At 62.6% G+C, this 23,250-nt stretch carries 20 protein-coding genes; 14 read left to right on the top strand and 6 right to left on the bottom strand.

Annotated features, from left to right (window positions below; all coding sequences use genetic code 11):
* Nucleotides 1-31 precede the first annotated feature (31 nt).
* Complete coding sequence (gene glyA / locus V6M90_RS03850) at nucleotides 32-1,297, top strand: serine hydroxymethyltransferase (RefSeq protein WP_003175171.1); 1,266 nt, start codon at nucleotides 32-34, stop codon at nucleotides 1,295-1,297.
* Between the two features lie 264 nt (nucleotides 1,298-1,561).
* Complete coding sequence (locus V6M90_RS03845) at nucleotides 1,562-1,951, top strand: addiction module antidote protein (protein WP_003175170.1); 390 nt, start codon at nucleotides 1,562-1,564, stop codon at nucleotides 1,949-1,951.
* Nucleotides 1,952-2,339: 388 nt separating this feature from the next.
* Here V6M90_RS03845 and gudD read toward each other — a convergent pair whose 3' ends face one another.
* Nucleotides 2,340-3,665 (bottom strand): glucarate dehydratase, encoded by a 1,326-nt coding sequence (gene gudD / locus V6M90_RS03840; RefSeq protein ID WP_332846104.1) that lies wholly within the window; start codon nucleotides 3,663-3,665, stop codon nucleotides 2,340-2,342.
* 19 nt (nucleotides 3,666-3,684) lie between these two features.
* Nucleotides 3,685-5,046, bottom strand: coding sequence for an MFS transporter (locus V6M90_RS03835; RefSeq protein ID WP_003175167.1), 1,362 nt, complete (start codon nucleotides 5,044-5,046; stop codon nucleotides 3,685-3,687).
* A gap of 335 nt (nucleotides 5,047-5,381) precedes the next feature.
* On the opposite strand from V6M90_RS03835, the gene V6M90_RS03830 reads away from it, so the two are divergent.
* The 3 genes from V6M90_RS03830 to V6M90_RS03820 all read left to right on the top strand — a co-directional run bounded on the left by V6M90_RS03830 (nucleotide 5,382) and on the right by V6M90_RS03820 (nucleotide 9,217).
* Nucleotides 5,382-6,092, top strand: a complete 711-nt coding sequence (locus V6M90_RS03830; protein ID WP_078733978.1) for a FadR/GntR family transcriptional regulator — start codon at nucleotides 5,382-5,384, stop codon at nucleotides 6,090-6,092.
* 13 nt (nucleotides 6,093-6,105) lie between these two features.
* Entirely contained in the window at nucleotides 6,106-6,801 is a 696-nt protein-coding gene (locus tag V6M90_RS03825) for a tRNA (adenine(22)-N(1))-methyltransferase (RefSeq protein ID WP_332846103.1), read from the top strand.
* A gap of 358 nt (nucleotides 6,802-7,159) precedes the next feature.
* Nucleotides 7,160-9,217 (top strand): methyl-accepting chemotaxis protein, encoded by a 2,058-nt coding sequence (locus V6M90_RS03820; RefSeq protein ID WP_078733976.1) that lies wholly within the window; start codon nucleotides 7,160-7,162, stop codon nucleotides 9,215-9,217.
* Nucleotides 9,218-9,331: 114 nt separating this feature from the next.
* Here V6M90_RS03820 and V6M90_RS03815 read toward each other — a convergent pair whose 3' ends face one another.
* Nucleotides 9,332-10,453, bottom strand: coding sequence for a lactonase family protein (locus V6M90_RS03815; RefSeq protein WP_305427534.1), 1,122 nt, complete (start codon nucleotides 10,451-10,453; stop codon nucleotides 9,332-9,334).
* 126 nt (nucleotides 10,454-10,579) lie between these two features.
* Between V6M90_RS03815 and V6M90_RS03810 the strand changes: the two genes are divergently transcribed.
* The 3 genes from V6M90_RS03810 to V6M90_RS03800 all read left to right on the top strand — a co-directional run bounded on the left by V6M90_RS03810 (nucleotide 10,580) and on the right by V6M90_RS03800 (nucleotide 14,031).
* Complete coding sequence (locus tag V6M90_RS03810; protein ID WP_042945904.1) at nucleotides 10,580-11,455, top strand: hypothetical protein; 876 nt, start codon at nucleotides 10,580-10,582, stop codon at nucleotides 11,453-11,455.
* Nucleotides 11,456-11,675: 220 nt separating this feature from the next.
* Nucleotides 11,676-12,134 (top strand): REP-associated tyrosine transposase, encoded by a 459-nt coding sequence (locus tag V6M90_RS03805; RefSeq protein ID WP_332846102.1) that lies wholly within the window; start codon nucleotides 11,676-11,678, stop codon nucleotides 12,132-12,134.
* A 160-nt stretch (nucleotides 12,135-12,294) separates the two neighbouring features.
* Nucleotides 12,295-14,031, top strand: coding sequence for an OPT family oligopeptide transporter (locus tag V6M90_RS03800; RefSeq protein WP_332846101.1), 1,737 nt, complete (start codon nucleotides 12,295-12,297; stop codon nucleotides 14,029-14,031).
* A 24-nt stretch (nucleotides 14,032-14,055) separates the two neighbouring features.
* Here V6M90_RS03800 and V6M90_RS03795 read toward each other — a convergent pair whose 3' ends face one another.
* Together V6M90_RS03795 and V6M90_RS03790 are read right to left on the bottom strand one after the other, a co-directional pair.
* Nucleotides 14,056-14,682: a glutathione S-transferase family protein gene (locus V6M90_RS03795; RefSeq protein WP_078733974.1), complete on the bottom strand. Its 627-nt coding sequence runs from the start codon at nucleotides 14,680-14,682 to the stop codon at nucleotides 14,056-14,058.
* A gap of 62 nt (nucleotides 14,683-14,744) precedes the next feature.
* The gene (locus V6M90_RS03790) at nucleotides 14,745-15,203 is read right to left on the bottom strand and encodes a VOC family protein (RefSeq protein ID WP_003175160.1); all 459 of its coding nucleotides are present in this window, start codon (nucleotides 15,201-15,203) and stop codon (nucleotides 14,745-14,747) included.
* 196 nt (nucleotides 15,204-15,399) lie between these two features.
* On the opposite strand from V6M90_RS03790, the gene V6M90_RS03785 reads away from it, so the two are divergent.
* The 6 genes from V6M90_RS03785 to gbdR all read left to right on the top strand — a co-directional run bounded on the left by V6M90_RS03785 (nucleotide 15,400) and on the right by gbdR (nucleotide 22,732).
* The gene (locus V6M90_RS03785; RefSeq protein WP_332846100.1) at nucleotides 15,400-17,451 is read left to right on the top strand and encodes a 2Fe-2S iron-sulfur cluster-binding protein; all 2,052 of its coding nucleotides are present in this window, start codon (nucleotides 15,400-15,402) and stop codon (nucleotides 17,449-17,451) included.
* A 143-nt stretch (nucleotides 17,452-17,594) separates the two neighbouring features.
* Nucleotides 17,595-18,224 (top strand): glutathione S-transferase family protein, encoded by a 630-nt coding sequence (locus V6M90_RS03780; RefSeq protein ID WP_003175158.1) that lies wholly within the window; start codon nucleotides 17,595-17,597, stop codon nucleotides 18,222-18,224.
* 25 nt (nucleotides 18,225-18,249) lie between these two features.
* Nucleotides 18,250-19,170 carry a LysR family transcriptional regulator gene (locus tag V6M90_RS03775; RefSeq protein WP_332846099.1) on the top strand — a complete coding sequence of 307 codons (921 nt, stop codon included), beginning with the start codon at nucleotides 18,250-18,252 and terminating at the stop codon, nucleotides 19,168-19,170.
* Nucleotides 19,170-20,066, top strand: coding sequence for a LysR substrate-binding domain-containing protein (locus V6M90_RS03770; RefSeq protein WP_003175156.1), 897 nt, complete (start codon nucleotides 19,170-19,172; stop codon nucleotides 20,064-20,066). The genes V6M90_RS03775 and V6M90_RS03770 overlap by 1 nt, the downstream gene beginning before the upstream one ends.
* A 150-nt stretch (nucleotides 20,067-20,216) precedes the next feature.
* Complete coding sequence (gabP, locus tag V6M90_RS03765) at nucleotides 20,217-21,623, top strand: GABA permease (RefSeq protein ID WP_141063221.1); 1,407 nt, start codon at nucleotides 20,217-20,219, stop codon at nucleotides 21,621-21,623.
* 23 nt (nucleotides 21,624-21,646) lie between these two features.
* The gene (gene gbdR / locus V6M90_RS03760; RefSeq protein ID WP_003175154.1) at nucleotides 21,647-22,732 is read left to right on the top strand and encodes a choline metabolism transcriptional regulator GbdR; all 1,086 of its coding nucleotides are present in this window, start codon (nucleotides 21,647-21,649) and stop codon (nucleotides 22,730-22,732) included.
* A gap of 37 nt (nucleotides 22,733-22,769) precedes the next feature.
* On the opposite strand, the gene V6M90_RS03755 is transcribed toward gbdR, so the two are convergent.
* Nucleotides 22,770-23,150, bottom strand: a complete 381-nt coding sequence (locus tag V6M90_RS03755) for a cupin domain-containing protein (RefSeq protein ID WP_141063219.1) — start codon at nucleotides 23,148-23,150, stop codon at nucleotides 22,770-22,772.
* Between the last annotated feature and the right edge of the window lie 100 nt (nucleotides 23,151-23,250).

Below are 23,250 nucleotides of genomic sequence, written 5' to 3'. Positions count from 1 at the left end.
GCTTGATTTCTTAACCCAGGACCCTTTGCCCATGTACGACTCAACGCTGACCCTCAACGCTTTCGACCCTGAGCTGCATGCAGCGATTCACAACGAAGTGCATCGCCAGGAAGATCACATCGAGCTGATCGCCTCGGAAAACTACGCCAGTCCGCTGGTGATGCAAACCCAGAGCACGGTGCTCACCAACAAGTACGCCGAAGGCTACCCCGGCAAGCGCTATTACAGCGGCTGTGAATACGTCGACGTGGCCGAGCGGCTCGCCATCGAACGGATCAAGGCTCTGTTCAACTGCGACTATGCCAATGTGCAGCCCCATGCCGGGGCCCAGGCCAACGCGGCGGTGTTCCTGGCGCTGACCAACCCCGGTGACACGGTGATGGGCATGAACCTGGCCCAGGGCGGTCACCTGACCCACGGTAACCCGGCCAACTTCTCGGGGCGGCACTACACCATCGTGCCTTATGGGCTGGACCCGAAAACCGGCTTTCTTGACTATGACGAGATGGAGCGCATCGCCCTGCAAACACGCCCGAAGATGTTGATCGGCGGTTTTTCGGCGTATTCGCGGTACAAGGACTGGGCCCGCATGCGCAGCATTGCCGACAAGGCCGGCGCGATTTTCTGGGTCGACATGGCCCATGTCGCCGGGCTGGTCGCGGCGGGCGAATACCCGGACCCGCTGCCCCATGCGCATGTGGTCACCAGCACCACGCACAAGACCCTGCGCGGGCCGCGCGGCGGTTTGATTCTGTCCAAGGGCCAGGACGAAGCGTTCTACAAAAAGCTCGACTCGGCGGTATTTCCCGGCGTGCAGGGCGGGCCGCTGATGCACCAGATCGCGGCCAAGGCCGTGGCGTTCAAGGAAGCACTGGCGCCGGCGTTCAAGGTCTATCAGCGTCAGGTGGTCATCAACGCCCGGGCCATGGCGGCGGTGTTGCAAAAACGCGGCTACGCAATCGTCTCGGGCGGTACCGACAACCACATGATGCTGATCGACCTGTCCAGCAAGCCCTACACCGGCAAGGAGGCCGACGCGGCCTTGAGCCGTGCCTTTATCACCGCCAACAAAAACTCGGTGCCCAATGACCCGCGCTCACCCTTCGTGACCTCCGGCCTGCGCATCGGCACCCCGGCGGTGACCACGCGCGGCTTCGGTGTCGAGGCCTGCGAGCAAGTGGCCGGCTGGTTATGCGACGTACTCGACGCCCTGGAAAACGGCAACAGCGACAAAGTCGGCCACCACGTGCGCGAACAGGTCGTCGCACTGTGCCGTCGTTATCCGGTGTATCGCTGAGCCTGGCTTGGGCATTGTCGATTGGGGGGCTTTAAACATCAGGGAAACAAGCGCTAATAGTCTCGATCGGCTGCTCATGCGGGTGCTGGACTAGGATTTTTTCTTCTGGATCGTTCCGGACTAAAAATTCACTGGCATCGACAAGGAGTAGCCAGTAGGCTACAGGTCACGGCGTACCTGATGCTGTGGGGCAGTGATAAAACCGACCAGACGAGAGGATCAAACGGGCAAAAGAGATCCTCAATGCCCTGAGAGGTCAATGAAATGAGTGAGTCAAAATTCAAACCAGAGGACATGCCGATCCTCGATCTGGATACATCCGGCACCAGCGTCTACGAGGCGTCGCGCTTTCTCGACAGCCCGGAAACCATCAGCGCCTACCTGGCGCAGAGCATGAAATCCCAGGACCCGCAGGTACTCATGAAGGCACTTGCAGAGGTCGCCAAGGCCCAAGGCGTAAACAAGGTGGCCGAGGCGGCGGGGGTTAATCGGGAGAGTCTGTATAAAACCCTCAAGGGCGGCTCTAAAACGCGCTATGAGACGATTCAGAAGCTGATGCTGGCGTTGGGCGTGGAACTGACGGTGCAGCCGATTGCGGCGGTGGCAGTCAAGACAACGCCAAGAGCAAAACGGGCTGCGGCCGGTAAACCCTGACACCGAAGATCCCTGTGCGGTTTAGCGAGCGACCACGACCCTGCGCTGTTGCTGTTGCTGCTGCTCTGGCTTTTGATCTTGATCTCAGGCGCCCCGTCAAACACGCTGGCCGCAATTCGATATTGATTTGGGGGGCAAACCGGCAGGGATGCCGGTTTAGCCGCCCCGCGCCATGGATGGCGCGGGGCGGCGGCCCCCCAAATCAATGTCGGATTACGGGCACACCGAGCCTAAGCGAGGTGCCGAGTGTTGGGGCAAGAGCGTTTTGCTTACTTTTGACTGGGCCGGCATTCCGGCTGTTCAAAAGTGAGCCGCCGTAAGGGCGGAACCTATAGCCGCCGTTACCGCAGAAACGGATATGTACTCGATCTGATCCAACACCGCTTGCTCAGCGCACCAGGCAAGGCTGCTTGTTGTTAAAACGCCAGCCTGGAATCAGGAACTGCATCGCCACGCTGTCATCCCGCGCGCCGAGGCCCATACCTTGGTACAGCTCGTGGGCCTTGGCCACGGCGTCCATGTCGATGTCCACGCCCAGGCCCGGTTTGGCCGGCACCTTCACGTAACCGCCTTCGATTTTCAGTGGTTCACGGGTCAGGCGTTGGCCGTCCTGCCAGATCCAGTGGGTGTCGATGGCGGTGATGTCGCCCGGCGCGGCGGCGGCCACCTGGGTGAACATGGCCAGGGAAATGTCGAAGTGGTTGTTGGAGTGCGAACCCCAGGTCAGGCCCCACTCATGGCATATCTGTGCCACGCGCACCGAGCCTTGCATCGTCCAGAAGTGCGGGTCGGCCAGCGGGATGTCCACCGATTGCAGCTGGATCGCGTGGCCCATTTCGCGCCAGTCGGTGGCGATCATGTTGGTGGCGGTCTTGAGGCCCGTGGCGCGGCGGAATTCGGCCATCACTTCGCGGCCCGAGTAACCGTTTTCGGCGCCGCACGGGTCTTCGGCGTAGGCGAGCACGTGATGCTGGTCGCGGCACAGGCGGATGGCTTCCTTGAGCGACCAGGCGCCATTCGGGTCGAGGGTGATGCGTGCATCGGGGAAACGTTCGGCCAGGGCGGTGACCGCCTCGATTTCCGCGTCGCCACTCAGTACACCGCCCTTGAGCTTGAAGTCATTGAAGCCGTACTTGGCTTTGGCGGCCTCGGCCAAGCGCACCACGGCCTCGGGGGTGAGGGCGGTTTCATGGCGCAGGCGGAACCAATCGTCGTCGGCGTCCGCTTCGCTGCGGTAGGCCAGGTCGGTGGCGTTGCGGTCGCCGACATAAAACAGGTAACCGAGCATTTTCACCGCGTCGCGCTGCTGGCCTTCACCGAGCAGGGCGGCCACGGGTACCTCGAGGAACTGCCCCAGCAAGTCGAGCAGGGCGGCTTCCATCGCGGTGACGGCGTGGATGGTGATGCGCAGGTCAAAGGTCTGCTGGCCGCGCCCGGCCGCGTCGCGTGATGCAAAGGTGCTGCGCATCTGGTTGAGAATGCGCTGGTAGTGGCCGATCGGCTGGCCGATCACCAGGCTGCGTGCGTCTTCCAGGGTTTCGCGGATGCGCTCGCCGCCGGGCACTTCGCCCACGCCGGTGTTGCCGCAGCTGTCCTTGAGGATGACGATATTGCGCGTGAAATAAGGCCCGTGGGCGCCGCTGAGGTTAAGCAGCATGCTGTCGTGGCCGGCGACGGGAATGACCTGCAAGTGCGTGACAACTGGGGTATTCATGGCAAGTTTCCTTAAGTGCTCAAAGAGGTTTGCTGGCGGCAGCGCCGGTGGGCGCCGCGCTTGGCGAATGCACTGCGGCAGAGGGCGCGGTCCTGGCGAAGAACACCAGGATCGCCGCCAGTACCGAGGTGCCGGCCAGGCCGTAGAGGCCGCCCTGGATCGAACCGGTGGTCTGTTCCAGGAAGCCGAAAGTGGTCGGTGCGACGAAGCCGCCGAGGTTGCCGATGGAGTTGATCAGCGCGATCACTGCCGCCGCGATGCGCACATCCAGGTAGCCCTGGGGGATCGGCCAGAACAGCGAAGACGCCGACTTGAAACCGATGGCCGCAAAGCAGATCGCCACGAACGCGAAAATGGGCCCGCCGGTGGTGGACATGAACATGCCCGCCGCCGCAATCAACAAGGCTGCCGCCACCCAGGCCTGCTGGAACTTGAACTTGCCCGACAGCGACGCGAAGGCATACATGGCGATGATCGAGATCAGCCACGGGATCGAGTTGAAGAAGCCCACCTGCACGTCGCTCAAATCACCCATCTTCTTGATGATGCTCGGCAGCCAGAAAGTCGCCGCGTAAATGGTCAACTGGATGCAGAAGTACAGCGCGCAAAACAGCAGGATCTGACGGTCCTTGAGCAGCTTGCCAAGGGTTGGCTTGACGCTGGTCAGCGCCTCGCGCTGGCGTTGTTCCTCGTCGATGGCGTCGACCAGTGCGTCCTGTTCTTCGCGGGTCATCCATTTGGCATCGTGGGGTTTGGAGTCGAGCCAGAACCACACAAAAAAGCCGATCACCACCGAGGCCAGGCCTTCGAGGGCGAACATCCATTGCCAGCCGTGGAAACCAAAGCCTTCGATCTGCAACAGCGCCCCCGACAGCGGGCCCGAGATCAACGACGCTACTGCCGAGCCGCTGAGGAAAATCGCAATGGCCTTGCCGCGCTCCACGCCCGGCAACCAACGGGTGAAGTAGTAGATCACCCCAGGGAAGAAACCGGCTTCGGCCACACCCAGCAGAAAGCGCAGGATGTAGAAGTGGGTTTCGTTCTGGATGAACGCCATCATCGTCGCGACGATGCCCCAGGTGAACATGATGCGGGTCAACCAGATACGCGCGCCGACCTTCTGCAGCAGCATGTTGGAGGGCACTTCGAAGAGCGCATAACCGATGAAGAACAGCCCGGCACCGAAGCCATAGGCCGCCGCGCCGATGCCCAGGTCATGCTCCATGTGCGTGCGCACAAAGCCGATATTGACCCGGTCGATGTAATTGAGGATGAACATGATCACGAACAGTGGGAGCACGTGGCCCTTCACTTTGCGCACGGCGCGTGCGAGGACCGGATCACTGCTTGGAGCGGTAGCTGCGTGGATTGAATTAGTCACAATTCAAAACTCCCCCTGGATTATTTTTATGCGGGTTTGTGTGTCTTGTTGATAGACATCATACAAGTGCTTCTCCAGGAGCCGCAATCCGGGCTGGTGCTTTTTATTTTTATAAGGCGCCCGTTTGGATGCGTGTTTTGGTTATTTGTCAATGTTCATTGGGTTTTATGCCGGGGCTAGAGGGTTTTTTATTGGGCGTGATGGTTTTGATGCTGACCGGCAGGAAGCGTTTATAGATTGGTTGTCATACAAGTTGAGCGCTTTACTAAATCCCCAGCGATGTCACCGATCAGAGTGTTAAGCTCCCTCCAGCCCAGCCCCGTGGACTTGTCGCAATGCCCAATGAAAGCCCGTCGCCCATGCGTAAGCGTTCCAGCAACCTGGCCCAAGGCGTGGTCGACGACCTGACCCAGCGCATCCTGCTCGGGCAGTTGAAACCCGGTGAAAAATTGCCGTCCGAATCCACCATCGTGCTTGAACACGGCGTCAGCCGGACGGTGGTGCGCGAGGCGCTGTCCAAGTTACAGGCCTCGGGGTTGGTGGAGACGCGTCACGGCATCGGCACCTTCGTGCTGGAACCGCGCGCCCAACAAGGTTTGCGCCTGCATGTGGACACGGTCGCCAGTGTGCGCAACATGCTCGAGTTGCGCCTGGGCCTGGAGGTACAAGCGGTGGCACTGGCCGCGCTGCGCCGCAGCGATACGCAGCTGGCCCACATGCGCCAGGCGCTGGATGATTACCAGTCTTCCCTGGCCAACAACGACAGTTGCGTGGACGAGGACAAGCGCTTTCACCAGTTGATCGCCGAGGCCACCGGCAATACGTTTTTCAGCGAAATCATGCAGCACCTGGGCAATGCGATGATTCCGCGTACCCAGGTCAAGGGCGCCGAACGCGGCGGTGCGGACTTTGCCAAGCTTGGGCAATTGGCGAACCTGGAGCATGAGGCCATTTACAATGCGATCAAACGCCAGGACCCGGACGCCGCGCGGGCGGCAATGGTGCTGCACCTGACCAACAGCCGGGATCGGTTTTCCGGCGAATGACAAGGACCCGAGGTTGAACGAACACACATTGTCCCAGCGTCTGGAGCGCGTGGCGGCGTATGTCCCGAACGGCGCGCGCCTGGCCGACATCGGCTCGGACCACGCCTACCTGCCGGTGGCGTTGTTGCGCCGTGGCGTGATCGAGGCGGCCGTGGCGGGGGAGGTGGCCGCCACGCCGTTCCAGGCGGCCGAGCGTACCGTGCGGGACAACGGCCTGGAACCGCAGATCACCGTGCGCCTGGCGGATGGCTTGTCAGCCATCGGCGCCGACGACCGCATCAGCGTCGTCAGCCTGTGCGGCATGGGCGGCGAGACGATCCGTGACATTCTCGAAGCCGGCAAGTCCCACCTGCGCGGCGATGAACGACTGATCCTGCAACCCAATGGTGGCGAGCAACCGCTGCGCGCGTGGTTGATGCGCAACGGCTACCGTATCGTCAGTGAAGACCTGCTGCACGAACAGCGTTTTTACTACGAAATCATCGTCGCCGAGCGCTCGGAGCCGGTGGTGTATAGCGCTGAAGAATTGTATTTCGGCCCGCTGCAATTGCAGGCGCGCACACCGGTCTTCCTGGCCAAGTGGCAGCGCGCGTTGCGCCTCAAGCGCAAGACCCTGGCCGGCTTTGAACAGGCGCGGCAGACGGTACCCGAGGCGAAGCTGCAAGAGATTGCCCGGCAGATTCGGTGGATCACTCAATTGCTGGCTTGATCGCTACATGCACGCCAAATAGGGCGTTGCAACCGGCCTTGCGAATCACAGGTCCAGCCCTTCAAGTTTGATCGGTTCGCGGCCGATAACGTGTCTGTGACTGAAGGTGTTCAGGGAGGCACCTCGGGCAGCGTCTCCGTCGGTTACAGCGGCCTTGTCGACGCTGAGTGCTTTTGCCCCATTTTCGTGCGCGCCACCGGCTCCATAAGCACACCGAGCGCCCTGTTTCAGGGCTCCGTGCCGGCGGCCCGTATCTTGCTAGTGCCAAGCTAATCAATGACATGGCATTTTGCCGTTAGTCATTTCAAGGCTTGGCCCGCCATTTAATTGTGTGGGTTGTTTTTGGGAGTGGTCGGACATGCACAGCTTGTTATCACCCGGTATCCGCCTGCTCGGACGTTTCGGATTCGCACGTAAATTCCAGATTCTGTTTTTCCTGTTCATGCTGCCCCTGGCCGGTAGCCTGTGGATGATCGGGCAGGACTATCGCGACAAATTAAGCGTGATTTCCAACGAGCAGTCCGGCGTTCGCCAACTGTTGGCCCTGGACACGCTGGACGGGCAACTGACCGCGCAGCGCAACCTGGCCGCGCGCTGGAAGGCTGCGGACATCCTGCACGCCCCGACGCCGGCGGCGAAGGCAGCCATGGACAAGGTCGATGCCAATTTCCCGCTGATCCAGCAAAGCCTGCAAGCCTTGGGCGAGGCACTCAAAGCCCAGAACGCCAGCGCCGATATTCTCGCGCGCTTCGATGCGTTGCAGGCCACGGTCAAGGGCATGGACTCCGAGTCTCTGCGTACCGTGGGCTGGTGGCCGGACGGTTACGACCGTTTCACCTCGGCCCTGAGCGCCATGCAGACCCTGCGCGAGCAGATCACCCTGGACGCCGGCCTGATTCTCGATCCCTGGCTGGAAACCTACATGCTGATGCAGATGGGCACGCAACAGACGCCGGACCTGATCGAGCGCATCGGCCGTATGGCGAGTGTCGGGCAGTCATCCATTGCGTCCGGGCAGTTCACCCTGCAAAGCCGCTTGCAGATGCGCGACCTGCGCAGCCGCATTGGCGACGCGCGCGATCAGTTGGCCAAGGCTGCGACGGCGCTCAAAGCCAAGCAGTTCGACGGCATGCAACCCTGGACCGCGCAGTACGACAACAGCCTGCAGCTGTTGGATAACGAACTCAAAGTGCTCGATGACGGCGTGTTCGGCGGCAGTATCAAGCTTGACACCGCCAGCTTCGAGCGCAGTGTCGACGCCACGCTCGCCTCGCTCGGCGCGCTGCGCGTGCAGTCGCTCACCTCCCTGGACGCGCGCTTGAGCTACTACCACAACCACGCCAACCAGCGCTTCATTCCCCTGGCGCTGACGTTCAGCCTGCTGGCCTTGGCCGCGCTGTACCTGTTCATGTGCCTGCAAGCCTCCATCCGCCGCAGTGCCAGTGGCATCACCACCCTGGCTGAATCCCTGCGTGACGGTAACCTGTGTGTGGAAGTGGCGGTGCAGGGGCGCGACGAACTGGCCGTCATCAGCACGGCATTGAACGTGGCGGTGGTGCAACTGCGCACCAGCCTGCTCGGGGTCAATCACGAGACTCAGCAACTCGGCTCTGCCGTGCTCACGCTCAATTCGCAATCGGGCAGCACCCTCACCGAAGTCGAAGACCAGCAACATCAGATCAGCCAGATCGCCGCCGCCGCCACGCAGTTGGCCGCCACGTCCATGGGCGTCGCCAGAAGCTGCGAACAGGCCTCGGGCAGCGCCCAGCAAACCCGGCGCATCGCCGAAGACAGCAGCCGCGACAGCCAGCGCACCACGGCGAGCATCCAGCAGCTTAACCAACGCCTCACCGACACCGCCGAGGCGTTGCAGCAAGTAAGTCAGCAGGGGCAGCAGATTCAGTCGGTGGTCGACACCATTCGCGGCATTGCCGAACAGACCAACCTGCTGGCGCTCAATGCGGCGATCGAGGCGGCGCGTGCCGGTGAGCAGGGCAGGGGCTTTGCGGTGGTGGCCGATGAAGTGCGCAGCCTGTCACAACGCACCCAGGCTTCCACGGCGCAGATCGCCGGCACCGTGGACAGCCTGCGTGCGACTGTCAGCCAGGCGGTCACCCTCATGGGCGCCGCGTGCGAACAAGCACTCACCGATGCTGAATCCGTCACCGGCCTGGGCGCGCGGTTGGGCGAGATTGCCGGCGCGGTGCAGAACGTCACCGACACCCTGGCGCAAATTGCCACGGCGGTGGAGGAGCAAGCGGCGACGGCGGACGAAGTGAGCGGCAATATCCAGCAGGTCGACCAGGCGGCAGGGCGCTTGCTGGACGGCGCGCGGGCAGTCAATCGTGCGGCGGACACCCTGAGCAAGGGCAGCCAGGCGTTGAGCGACAACACCGCGCGGTTTCGTTTGGGCTGAAGGTCAAAATCGCCCGAAGAGCGAAAGGTCCATGGCGAATTTGCTGTTGTGGTGAGCGGGGCAAGCCCGGCTCACACATTTTTGAGCTGCATCGTTCGCGAATGGTACTGAGGGTTACTTCGCCTGGGTACGCAACACCTCAATCCACAACGCCCCCTTGCCCGACGCGGCTTGCGCCACCCGTTTCAGCGCCCCGTTGGCGCTGACCGCATAGGCACCGACCGTGTCGCTTTTTTCACCCGTCACCAACAACCACTGCCCGTTGGGCGAAAACGCGATATTGCGTGGCTGTTTCTCGGCCACCGGGTAATTGTCGAGAAAGCGCAGGCCGCCTGTGGCCGTATCCACTGCAAACGCCGACACCGAACTGCTGGTGCGTTCACTCATCAGCAGCAGCTTGCCATCCGGCGACAGGCGCAGGTCGGCGGCCCAGATCCGTGGCGTCGGGTCGTCCTTCAAATCATTGTTACGCGCGTCGCGCACTTCGCCGTGGGCCAGGTTCAAGCGCGCGGGGATGCCGTTGGCCACGCCGATCTGGGTCAGCGCGCCGGTGCTGTCGTCGATGGCGAACGCGGTCACGGTGCCGCTCATTTCGCCGACTACATACAGGTATTTGCCATCGGCCGAAAACGCCAGGTGCCGAGGGCCGGTATTGGCCGGCACGCTCACGAAGCCCGTGCCGATCGGCGTGAGTGCGCCGGTGTTGGCGTCGAAGCGGTATTGCAGCACATGGTCGGTGCCCAGGTTGCCCGCGTAGGCAAAGCGATTACTCGGGTCGGTACGCAGCGAGTGCGCGTGCAGGCCGGTCTTGTAGGTGAGGATTGGTTCGGCCTTGTCGACCGGCTGCACGCTGAGCAGGTCGGCACCGTAGGACGCCGCGAGCAGATAACGCCCGGCACGGTCGGTGGCCAGGTAGGCCATGCTGTCGGCCAATGGTGCCTTGGACGTTGGCGTCAAATGCCCGCTGGCCGGGTCAATGCTGAACGCCTGCACCTGAAACGGCTTGACCCGTAACGCGGCAAACAGGGTCTTGCCGTCCGGGCTCAGCGCCATGGGGTTGACCTGATCACCCGCCGTTACCTGCTCGACCAGGCTCAGCGCACCGTTGCTTTCGTCGAGGCGGTATTGGGAAATCAAACCATCGCCGGGGCTGGAGATGTAGGCAAAGGTGGCGGCACTGGCATGTGCGCCGAGGCCGCAGGCAATGGCGGCGGCCAGGATGAGGGGCTTATTCATGAGCGAACCTTTATTGCTTTGATTGTGGTCAGTCATCGTATGACTATGCGCGGATCTCGGCAATGGCTGTTTGGTCGGCTCACTTACTTCTTCATCTTGGTGCCTCACACGGGCATGATGCGGGCCATGAACGACGATCCCAACGCACGCTACTGGCGCTTCTATACACCTGATCCCGGCATTGGCCCGCGCGAACAGGCGCCGATACTCGCCCAGGAACTGGCCTGGGCCCGTGAGCATGCGAGCGGGCACCGCTTCAACTGGATTGTCGTGTTAACGCCGCCGTTGTGCTTTGGACTCTACCTGCCGAGCCTGGTGTTTTTACTCAGCCTGTTGCTGTATCGCGCCGTGTTCGAGGCGGGGTTGGACGTCGATCGCCTCATCGGTGACTCGTTTGGCTGGCAGACGCTGGCAGGGGTGGTATTCACCGCCGCCTGGGCGCTGCGTAACTACCGCCGCGATACCCATGACCCGATCAACCTTTACTGGCAAGCCATGCCGGACCAGGGCGTGATCGAGCTGGAACGCCACACCCTGGTGTCGGCCACCAGCCTGTGGGCTTCGGATTTCGATCCGGACTGCAACGCCCTCATGCAATGGAAAAACGGCCGTCTTGAACGCACCCAGAGCAGCGGGGTGTCGCAATGGATTATCGCCATGACCACGGCGGGGCACTGGCTGGTGATCAGGGACGAATACCCCGGCGACTTCACCTACAACCGGGTCGGGCACATGCCGCCAGCGGACAGACAACTGCAACCCCGCCAGCACCTGGCGATTGCCTTTGCGCCCCGCACCAACCTGGTACTGGGTCGTCGATTTGACGGCGAATCGATGCCCCTGACCCACACCGCCTATTGGTTGTCGGCCGATGAACTCAAGCGCCTGACCGACGTTGCACATCACTGGCGATTCTTTCCCCCGGACCGCTATGGCGTGGTGAATACCCAGGATGCGCCGTGGGTGCAGCGGCTGTTGGAGAAGGCAAACGGGTACCTTTAGTGAGCGGGCTTGCCCCGCGCTGGGCTGCGCAGCGGCCCCAAAACCCGATACCGCGATTGACCTGAAGTACACGGTGTTTTGGATGGGGCCGCTTCGCAGCCCAGCGCGGGGCAAGCCCGCTCACTACAGGGTATGGATACATTCGGTCATCAAGCGATACGGGGTCGTTACGCGCCACGCGCTAGCGTTAAAGCTCTTCAGGACTCTCAAGAGCAACGGAATGCGCCCTACGCCTCAATCACACCGTCTGCGTCACGGTCGTTACTCGGAACATAGCCGCAGCTACCTCATCACCCTCGTCGTTCATCATCGTCAGCGCCTGTTTACGGACCTTTATCTTGGTCGTCTGCTGGTTGCCGAGTTCCGGCAGGTTCACGAACTGGGGCTGGTCGATTCGCTGGCCTGGGTCATCATGCCCGACCACATCCATTGGTTGTTCGAGTTGAAGCAGCAGGGGTTGGCCGATGTGATGCGGCGTACCAAGTCGCGCAGTACGCTAAACATCAACCGGCGCCGTCAAAGCAAGGAGCGTGTCTGGCAACCCGGTTATCACGATAGAGCGGTGCGTGCAGAGGATGATATTCGCAAGATGGCGCGTTACATCATTGCCAACCCGTTGCGAGCCGGTTTGGTGGAGCGGGTAGGCGATTATTCGCTATGGGATGCTGCGTGGCTTTGAAGAGGGGAGCGGGCTTTTGTGGGGATTGAGGTCTCTGTGGTGAGCGGGACAAGCCCGCTCACCACAAAAGCGGGTGTGTCAGCGGCTGGCCCAGGAACCTTTCGCGCTCTACAGGGCTCACTTGTCAGGTCGCCCTGTTTCATCGCCGAAAGGAATCCGCATGCTTTCAGCCTCGCCAGCCCTTGCCCGGCACGCCCCCGTCGAACGCGAACTCAGCCTGCGCGCCGTCATCATGGGGACGCTGCTCGGGATCCTGCTCACCCCTTCCAACGTGTACGCCGGCCTGAAGATCGGCTGGTCGTTCAACATGTCGATCATTGCTCTGTTGGTGGGGTATGCGATCTTTCAGGGCCTGGCCAAGCGCTCGTCCGGGCAACTGCCGTGGACGCTGCATGAAAGCAATATCAACCAGACAGTCGCTTCGGCCGCCGCCTCAATTATCTCAGGCGGGCTGGTGGCGCCGATCCCGGCCTACACCCTGCTGACCGGACACCAACTGGACGCGCTACCGATGATCGCTTGGGTGTTTTCGGTGAGTTTCCTGGGCATCTGGATCGCCTGGTACCTGCGGCCGTCGCTCCTCAATGACAAGGCGCTGAAATTCCCCGAAGGCATGGCCACTCTGGAAACCCTGCTGCATATCTATAACCACGGCCGCGAAGCTGCGACACGCCTTAAGGTGTTGCTCAGCGCCGCGTTGTTGTCCGGTTTGGTGAAGTGGGTGGATACCTTTTTGTGGGCCTTCCCGCGCCTGTCGCCAACGGCCCAGCTGGAGCGCCTGACCTTCACGGCCGATCCTTCACTGTTGCTGCTGGGGTTTGGCGGCATCATCGGTATTCGCGTCGGCCTGACCCTGTTGCTCGGTGCCTTGCTCGCCTGGGGCGGCCTGGGTCCTTGGCTACTGGCGCAAGGCTTGGTGACTTTGCCGCCAGGCAGCACAGGCCCGCAGTTCGCCGCTTTGGTGGAGTGGCTGTTGTGGCCGGGCGTGAGCCTGATGGTGTGTTCGACGTTGGCGTCGTTAACGATCCGTCTGTGGGCGTTGCGCTCCTCCACCAAGGCCGGCGGTAGCGCCATCTGGACTCTGCCAAAACCTGGGCCCGCCGCAGGCTTCGTGTTGTCGATTGCATTCGTGGTGAGCCTGCAGGCGCTGTTGTTCGGCATCAACCTGTGGATGGCGTTATTGACCATCCCCTTGGCGATTTGCCTGGCCGCCGTGGCCGCCCGTGTAGTGGGAGCCACCGGCATTCCGCCGATTGGCGCCATCGGGCAATTGTCCCAACTGAGTTTCGGCATTGTCGCGCCCGGCCAGGTGCCGATCAACCTGATGAGCGCCAACACCGCCGGCGGCTCGGCCGGACAGTGCACCGACCTGATGAACGACTTCAAGGTAGGCAAGGCGATTGGCGCCACGCCGCACAAGCAGGTGATCGCGCAGATCCTGGGGATTTTCATCGGCAGCATCGTCGGCGTGTTCGCCTACCTGGCGCTGATTCCCGATCCGCAGTCCATGTTGCTCACCGAGCAATGGCCGGCACCGGCGGTGGCGACCTGGAAAGCCGTGGCGCAAACCCTCACCCATGGGCTGGATTCGTTGTCGCTGAGTATCCGCTGGGCGATTGCCATTGGCGCGGTGCTAGGCGTGCTATTGGGGGCGTTTGACAGCCTGTTGCCCGCGCACCGCTCCCGTTACCTGCCCAGTGCCGCCGCACTGGGGCTGGCCTTTGTGTTGCCAGCGTCGGTATCGCTGATGATGGCGCTGGGCGCGATACTGACCTGGCTGGTGAGCTGCCGCTGGCCGAGCCTCACCGAGCGCTTCGCGATTACCGCAGCGGCGGGGTTGATTGCCGGGGAGAGCATCACCGGGGTAGGGGCGTCGTTGTGGCAGATGCTCCGATAGCAGCCACAACTGAGTGCCTGTTATCTATTTGGCAAACGCATACTCGCCACCCTGTTCCAGCGCCTGGCGATACGCCGGCCGCGCCTGGAACCGCTGCACCCACGCCGCCAGATGCGGGTAGGCCTGCAGCTTGCCCTGGGCCTTGGCGATTTCGCCGATAAAGCTCATCTGGATATCCGCGCCGCTCAGCTCATCGCCCAAAAGGTACGGCGTCGTTGCCAGCGCGTCGTTGAGATAACCGAGGTAGTTGGCCACTTCCGATTCAATCCGCGGATGCAACGGCGCACCGGCATCACCCAGCCGCCCCACGTACAGGTTGAGCATCAGCGGCAGCATGGCCGAGCCTTCGGCGAAGTGCAGCCACTGCACGTACTGATCGTAGTCCGCGCTCGCCGGGTCCGGTTGCAGACGGCCTGCGCCATGACGGCGGATCAGGTAGTCGACGATGGCGCCGGACTCGATCACCACCTTGCCTGCGTCTTCGATCACCGGCGACTTGCCCAGCGCATTGATCGCCTTGAGTTCAGGCGGTGCGAGGTTGGTCTTCGGGTCGCGTTGGTAGCGCTTGATTTCGTAGGGCAGGCCAAGCTCTTCGAGCAGCCAGAGGATGCGCTGCGAACGTGAGTTGTTGAGGTGGTGAACAATGATCATGGGAACTCCAACGGGCAAGGGGTAGGTGTAGGAACAGACTGCTGTGCGGGCGCAGAGTGCCCTCAATCGGCAAACGCCGCCTCGATGAAAGCCTCCAGGCCTTTCTCTTCCAGAATCTCGATGGAGAAATGCCCAAAGCGCTTGGGCAGCCAGATAATGCGCCCGCCGGCCGGCGTTTGCAGGTTTGCCTTCGCCAGTGGCCGGCCGTTCTCATCTTCGGGTTGCACGCCCGAGGCCATCAGTTCGTCATAGGCGACCTCAATGTCCGGCGTCGTGTAGCAATGGCGATAAATCATGCCTTCGCCATGGGCGTCCAACAGCTCCCGCAGGTTGCCCGCGATCGGCTGAACCAGCATGAAGCGCTCCTGGCCCATCAGCGCCACGGCATAACGCACATGCAGGCCGCCACGGTCCCAGACGAACGTCTTGGAAATACGCGCCTTGAGGATTTGCGCGTAGTAGGTACAGGCCTCTTCAAGGTTGGCGACCAGTACGTCGACGTGACTGAATTTCAGGTCCATGGTGTGCCTCCATTACGAATCGACGACCATCGTAACCACGATAGGTATCACAGGGATATCCCATCTCGCCGACATCCTTTCAGGCACTGAAACACTGAATTGCCATTCGTGCAGGTTCCGTCCACGACCCGATAGCGCAAAAATCCAACCGCGCGCCGTGCTTGCTTAACCCGAGGCGCGACCGAGGAGAGCACCAATGGACGAGATCTCGACACTGCCGGCCTCACCCTGGCACGAAGGCGAGCTGGCCTTGCAACGCACGGTTGGCGCGGTAGACATGATGGCCGGCGTGGGCCAGCGGCAAATGGCTCGTGACTGGATGCCGGACCAGCACCGCGAATTCTATGGGCAACTGCCCTTTGTGGTGCTGGGCAGTGTGGATCGCCAGGGGGATGTGTGGGCGACCCTGCGCAGCGGGCAGCCGGGCTTCATGCACTCACCCACCCCGCATACCCTGCGGATTGCGCTGGCGCCACAGCCCCAGGACCCGGCCCAGGAGGGCTTGGGCGAAGGGCGCGCCATCGGCATGCTGGGCATCGAGTTGCATACCCGGCGCCGTAACCGCATGAACGGCATTGTGCGTCGGCAACTCAAGCAGGGCGTTGAGATCGAAGTCACCCAGGCCTACGGCAACTGCCCGCGTTATATCAACCTGCGTCAATACCGCGTGGTCGACGAGCTGCCCGGCGCGGCCATCGAATTACCCGCCAACGACCCGCTGATCCGACGCCTGGTGACCACGGCGGACTCATTCTACGTGGCCACTTACGTGATCCGTGACGGCCAGACGCAGGTTGATGCATCCCACCGTGGCGGGCTGTCGGGCTTCGTGCGCATGGAGGCGGACGGCAGCCTGACCATTCCGGATTTCTCCGGCAACCTGTTCTTCAACACCCTGGGCAATATTTTGCTGAACCCGCGTGCTGGCCTGACGTTCGTCGACTTTGGCAGCGGTGACTTGCTACAGATGAGCGGCAGCGCCCAGGTGCTGCTGGATGACCCCGAAATCGCCGCGTTCCAGGGCGCCGAGCGGCTGTGGCGGTTTACCCCGCAACGCAGCGTCTACCGCAAGGCCGCGCTCGGGTTGCGCTGGGAGGACCAGGCCGAAGGGGTGTCTCCCAGTTCATTGATGACGGGTAACTGGTCACAGACCGCCGAACGGCTCAAGGCCCAGGCCCTCAGCGCCCAATGGCGGGCGCTGCGGGTGGCGCGGGTGGTTGATGAGAGTGCTCACATCCGCTCGTTTTACCTGCATGCCGACGACGGTGCCGGGCTGCCCGTGTATGTGCCAGGGCAACACCTGCCGGTGCGCGTGACGTTGCCGGGCCATGCGGGGGCGATGATTCGCACCTACAGCGTCTCCAGTGCGCCATCCGATGAATTCCTGCGCATCAGCGTCAAGCGCGACGGCGCAGTGTCGTCGTACTTGCATGAACAGCTTCAGGTCGGCGATCGGCTGGAGGCGCGGGCGCCGCAGGGGCACTTCACGGTGCGGCCCGCCGAGCGTCGACCGTTGGTGCTGCTGGGCGCGGGTGTGGGGATCACGCCATTGCTGTCGATGCTGCGCGAGGTGGTGTACGAGGGCAAGCGCATCAACCGCATGCGCCCGACCTGGCTGATCCAAAGCGCACGCACCCAAGAGGCGTTGGCGTTCGCCGATGAGCTAAAGGCCTTGGTGGCGCGGGCCGGCGACAAGCTGCGCTGGCTGCGGGTCGTCAGTCAGGCGCCTGGTTCGGGGCCGGGGGAGGGCTACGACGCGGTGGGCAGGATCGACCTCGCGCTGCTCAAGTCAGTGCTGCCGTTGGACGACTACGACTATTACCTGTGCGGCCCCGGTACCTTCACCCAGGCGCTGTACGACGGCCTGCGCGGTTTGCGTATCCCGGACGAGCGCATTCATGCGGAAACCTTCGGGCCGTCCACGCTGGTGCGCGACGCTGAGGTCAGCGTGACGGCACCGCCACAGCCGCCGGTCTCCAGCGAACCGGTGAAAGTGCTGTTTGCCACCTCCGGCAAGGAAGCGCGCTGGGAACCCGGCACCGGCACCTTGCTGGAGTTGGCCGAAGCCCGTGGCCTCAACCCGGAGTTCAGTTGTCGCGGCGGCTCGTGCGGTACCTGCAAATCCACCTTGAGCCGTGGCCAGGTGCATTACCTCAACACCCCGGCCGAGCCTTTGGCACACAACGAAGTGTTGATCTGCTGCGCCGTGCCGGCCCAGGGCAGTGAGCCGTTGGTGCTGGATATCTGAGCGCCCGCCGTGCCGTCGATTGTTGCGGATTCTGAAATGCTGAACTGTAAACCGTGGTTATTCCGCTGTTGAACGCCGTAGCTGAACATAGCGCCACCGACGCACAACGCGTCGTCAACCCAACCTTGGTAATGGAGCACGTCATGTCCCTGAACGCGATCAAACTGTACCGCCACCCCCTGTCCGGCCACGCCCATCGGGTCGAGCTGATGCTGTCGTTGCTGGGCTTGCCCGTCGAGCTGATCTCGGTGGACCTTGCCAACGGCGCGCACAAGGCCCCCGAATTTCTGGCCCTCAATCGCTTCGGCCAGGTGCCGGTGATTGACGACAGCGGCACGGTGCTGGCCGACTCGAATGCGATCCTCACCTACCTCGCCGTCAAATATGGCAACGGCCAATGGCTGCCCGCCGATGCGCTGGCGCAGGCCAAGGTGCAGCGCTGGTTGTCGGTAGCGGCCGGCCAGATCAGTGCGGGTCCTGCCACGGCGCGGTTGATCACAGTGTTCGGGGCAGCGTATAACGCCGAGGACGCGATCGCGCGCTCCCATGCCTTGCTCAAAGTCATGGAGCAAGAATTGGGCGACAGTGCGTTCCTGGCCGGCGACAAGCCGACCATCGCCGATATCGCCGCCTACACTTACGTGTCCCACGCGCCGGAAGGCAATGTCGACTTGAGCGACTACCCGCAGGTGCGTGCGTGGCTGAGCAGCGTTGAAGCGTTGCCCGGTTTTGTCGGCATGCAGCGCACCGCGATAGGCCTGCAACAGGCGTGATTCACACCACCACAACGGGTTTGCCATGGATCGCTTTCAAGAAATGCAGGTGTTTGTCAGCGTCGCGGAAGAAGAGGGTTTCGCCGCCGCAGCGCGTCGCCTGCATATTTCCGCGCCGAGCGTGACGCGGGCCATTGCGGCCATGGAGGAGCGCATCGGCACGCAGTTGCTGGCGCGAACCACGCGCAGCCTGCACCTGACCGAAGCCGGCCAGCGCTACCTGGAAGATTGTCGGCGTATCCTGAGTGAACTGGACGAGGCCGAGCAATCCGCCTCGGGCGGCTACTCGTTGCCGCGCGGTCACCTCACGGTGACCGCGCCGGTGCTGTTCGGCGAACTCTACATCGCACCGTTGCTGACCGATTACCTCGACCTCTTCCCCGCCGTGCAGGTCAACGCCTTGCTGGTCGACCGGCTGGTGAACCTGTCGGATGAAGGGATCGATGTGGCCATCCGCATCGGCCATCTGCACGACTGCCAGCAACAGGCGATCAAGGTGGGCGAGGTGCGCCAGGTGATCTGCGGCGCGCCGGAATATTTCGCACGGCACGGCCGGCCCAGCCATCCACAGGATTTGAGCCGCGCCAACGTGGTGATGTCCAGCGCCAGCACGTTGTTGAGCGACTGGCACTTCAGCAGTGACGCCGGGCCACTGAGCGTGCGCGTGGAGCCGCGCTTGGTGGTCAGCGCCAACCAGGCGGCGATCCATGTCGCCCGTGAGGGCTGGGGGCTGACCCGGGTGTTGTCGTATCAAGTGGCGCAACGCGTGGCCGATGGCGAACTGGACCTGGTGCTCGAAGCGTTCGAGCCTGCCGCGTTGCCGATTCATGTGGTGTACCAGAACACCCCGAGGGTGCCGGCCAAGGTGCGCACCTGCGTGGACTTTCTGGTCGAGCGCCTGCGCGAGGATTTCAGGCTCAAACCTGTGAAGCCTGGCGCCGCTTGATGGACCGCTACCATGAGATGCGGATGTTCCGCGCCTTGTCGCAGCGCCCCAGCCTGGCCTCGGCGGCGCGCTTTCTGAATGTCTCCGGCCCGACGCTGGTACGCGCCATCGCCCGTCTGGAGTCGCGGCTTGGCGTGCCGCTGGTGGTACGCAGCACACGGGGCGTTGCGCTGACCGAGGCCGGTGCGGCGTTCATGGCCGACTGTTCGCGCATCCTCGATGATATCGAGCAGGCCGAAGTCTGCGCCAAGGGCTTGCACGTGCAGGCACAAGGCAGTCTGCGGGTGCATCTGCCGTTGCTGTTCAGTCGTTATGTCATGGCGCCGATGCTCACACGCTACATGGACCTGTACCCGCAGGTGCGGCTCTTTGCGCATTACCATGACCGCGTCGTCAACCTGCATGAGGAAGGCGTGGATGTGGCGGTGGTGATGGGCCATTTGCCCAGTTCCTCATTGATCGCACGCCCGGTCGGGCAGGTGCGCTCGATCGTCTGCGCCAGCCCAGCGTACCTGGCCATCCATGGCGAGCCCCTGGTTCCGGAGGACCTGCTGCGGCATCGGCTGATCGCCGTGCAGGCCCATCAGGACAAGGTGCAATGGCCGTTCCAGGTCGGTGCCGAGACCTGCCTGTTCAAGGCGCGCCCTCACCTCGGTTGCTCCACCGTCCAGGCGGCCATCAGCGCTGCCGCCCAGGGTGCCGGGCTGGTGCGGTGTGAAAGTTATCCGCTGTACGACTATTTGCAGAGCGGGCGGCTGCGCCCTGTGTTGGGCGCCTACGAGACCGCGTCGCTGCCGGTGCAGGTGGTCTATCGCGAAGGCCTCAAGGCACCGATTCGTGTGCGCAGCCTGGTTGATTTCCTGGTCGAGCACCTGCGCGAGCATCCGGCGTTGTGATTGAGCCGACAGCCACCGACACCCACGAACGGGGCGGGCGGATTGCCTGCGTGTCGACATCAAGCATGACAATGGCGCAACCAGGCTACTTGGGCATCGCCGAGCGCACTTAAGGTGGTGCGCATTCGGTCGCAGAGAACAACAAGAACAATGAATAGCTTGAACTCCATGGATTCCAACGCTCAGTTGGCGCAAGGCTTCAAGCCGCGCCACGTCACCATGCTGTCCATTGCCGGGATCATCGGCGCGGGGTTGTTCGTCGGGTCCGGGCACGCCATCGCGGCCGCCGGGCCGGCGGTGTTGCTGGCCTATCTGGCCTCCGGTTTGCTGGTGGTGCTGGTGATGCGCATGCTCGGCGAAATGGCCGTGGCGCGGCCCGACACCGGCTCGTTTTCCACCTACGCCGACCAGGCCATCGGCCCTTGGGCGGGGTTTACTATCGGTTGGTTGTACTGGTGGTTCTGGGTGTTGGTGATCCCGATAGAGGCACTGGCGGCGGGGCATGTGCTCACCCAGTGGTTCCCGCAGGTGGATGGTTGGCTGTTCGCCTTGCTGTCGATCATCCTGCTGGTGATCACCAACCTGTTCAGCGTGGCCAAGTACGGTGAGTTCGAGTTCTGGTTCGCGATGGCCAAGGTGATCGCCATCATCGGGTTTATCGGCCTGGGGTTCAGCGTGTTGATGGGCTGGATTCCCGACCGCGAAGCCAGCGGCCTGAGCCGGTTGATGCAGGAGCACGGCGGTTTCGCCCCCAACGGCCTGTCGGCGGTGGTGGGCGCGTTCATTACCATCATGTTCAGTTTCATCGGCACCGAAGCGGTGACCATCGCGGCGGCCGAGTCGAGCAACCCGGCGCAGAACATCGCCAAGGCCACCCGTTCGGTGATCTGGCGTATCGGCATTTTTTACCTGCTGTCGATCTCCATCGTGATTTCCGTGGTGCCGTGGAATGATCCGCTGCTGGCGTCGGTGGGCTCCTATCAACGTGCGCTGGAGTTGATGAACATCCCCCATGCCAAGTTCATGGTTGACCTCGTGGTGTTGATCGCCGTGGCCAGTTGCATGAACTCCTCGATCTACATCTCTTCGCGCATGTTGTTCTCCCTGGGCAAACGCGGCGACGCGCCGCAAGCTCTCAAACGCACCTCGGCGGCGGGCGTGCCCAGGGCCGCGGTGATCGCCAGCACCATCATCGGCGCGGGTGTGACGTTGCTCAGTTACTTCATGCCGGCCGGGTTGTTCCAGTTCCTGCTGGCCAGTTCCGGCGCCATCGCGTTGCTGGTGTATCTGGTCATCGCCATTTCCCAACTGCGCATGCGTCGGTTGCTGCGGCGGCAAAACGTCGAGTTGAGCTTTCGCATGTGGCTGTTTCCCTGGCTGACCTACCTGGTGATCGTGTTCATCTGCCTGGCGCTGGGGGTGATGATGGTCACGCCGGAACACCGCACCGAAGTGTCGTCGACCATTGGCCTGGCGCTGGCGATTGCCTTGATCGGCCTGGTCACGGCACGCCAGCACGGCCCGGCGGCCGAAGCGGTTTCGCTGGGGCAATCCTGATCAGCCACCGGGGAGTATCGGCCATGGCTCCTGACGCGCCTGCCTGCCAGACCATCGGCTTTTTGCTGCTGGACCAGTTCACCCTGATTTCCCTGGCTTCGGCGGTCGAGCCCTTGCGCATGGCCAACCAATTGGCCGGCGAAGAGCTCTACCGCTGGCAAACCCTCAGCTTCAACGGCCAGCCGGTGTGGGCGAGCGATGGCGTGCCGGTCACGCCGGATGCCTCGACGCAGGCCCCGCACAGCTTCGACGCCGTGATCGTGTGCGGCGGCGTGGGGATCCACACGGCGGTGAAGCCCGAACACATCGCCTGGCTGCGCAACCAGGCCCGCGTGCATTGCAAACGCCTGGGCGCGGTGTGCACCGGCAGTTGGGCGCTGGCCAAGGCAGGCTTGCTCGACGGCTTCCAGTGCAGCGTGCATTGGGAACTGATGGCGTCGATGCAGGAAGCCTTTGCACGGGTCACCGTCAGCTCCAGCGTGTTCACCCTCGACGGCAACCGCTTCACCAGCTCCGGCGGCACCGCGCCGCTGGACATGATGCTGCATCTGATCGGCCGCGATCACGGCCACGAACTGTCGGCGGCGATATCGCAGATGTTTGTGTACGAGCGCATCCGCAACGAACGCGACCACCAGCGCGTGCCGCTCAAACACCTGCTCGGCACGCAACAGCCGAAGTTGCAGGAAGTGGTGGCCTTGATGGAAGCCAACCTGGAAGAACCCATCGACCTCGACGACCTGGCGGCCTATGTGCAAGTGTCCAGGCGCCAATTGGAGCGCATGTTCCAGCGTTACCTGTACTGCACGCCGTCGCGTTATTACCTCAAGCTGCGCCTCACCCGTGCGCGCCAACTGCTGATGCAAACGCCTATTTCGATCGTGGAACTGGCGGTGATCTGTGGCTTCGTGTCCACGCCGCACTTTTCCAAATGCTATCGGGATTTCTTCGGCGTAGCGCCCAGTGACGAACGCTCCGACATGCGCCTGCACCCCCCGGTGGCGACTCGGCCGGTGGTGCATCCGCCTTCGCCGGCCCGGCCGAAGGACACCCTGGAACAGGCGCGCGATGAGCCGACGTTTGCGAGTGTGCAGATTCAACGACGTTGAGGCAGCGAGGAAGTCGGCGGGTGCAACGCGCCGGTTTTCAGATCCATAGATCATTCACGGCGGTGCGTTCGCCGCCTTCATGGCCGGTATTCAGGATACCGCGCGGTTCGATCATCATCAGTTTGGCTTCGCCTTCGGCGGCGGTCCTGTGTTCGACACCACGCGGCACCACATACAGCTCGCCCGGCGCCACGTACACCGGGCCGTCAGGCAGGTCGATGCGCAATGTGCCTTCGAGCACCAGAAACGCCTCGTCGGTCTCCGGGTGCGAGTGCCAGATGAATTCGCCCTCGATCCGCACCACCTTGAACTGGTAGTCGTTCATCTCGGCGACGACCCTGGGGCTCCACTGCTGGTCGATGAGCCCTGCTTTGTGTGTGAGATTGACCGGTTGTGCCGGCTGCTGTGCCTGAACCATGGTGGAGCCTCTGGTGTGTGAAAGATCCCAGGCTAACCAAGTAAGCGGCAGGCAGGCTTGTACGATCATGCAAGGTGCCCGTTCAGAGAGCATCGATCAT

It is taken from the genome of Pseudomonas lactucae, from assembly GCF_036688725.1.
Classification (GTDB): Bacteria; Pseudomonadota; Gammaproteobacteria; order Pseudomonadales; family Pseudomonadaceae; genus Aquipseudomonas; species Aquipseudomonas lactucae.
Note: the sequence above shows the minus strand (reverse complement) of the source record. Positions and strands in the feature narration are given on the sequence as shown.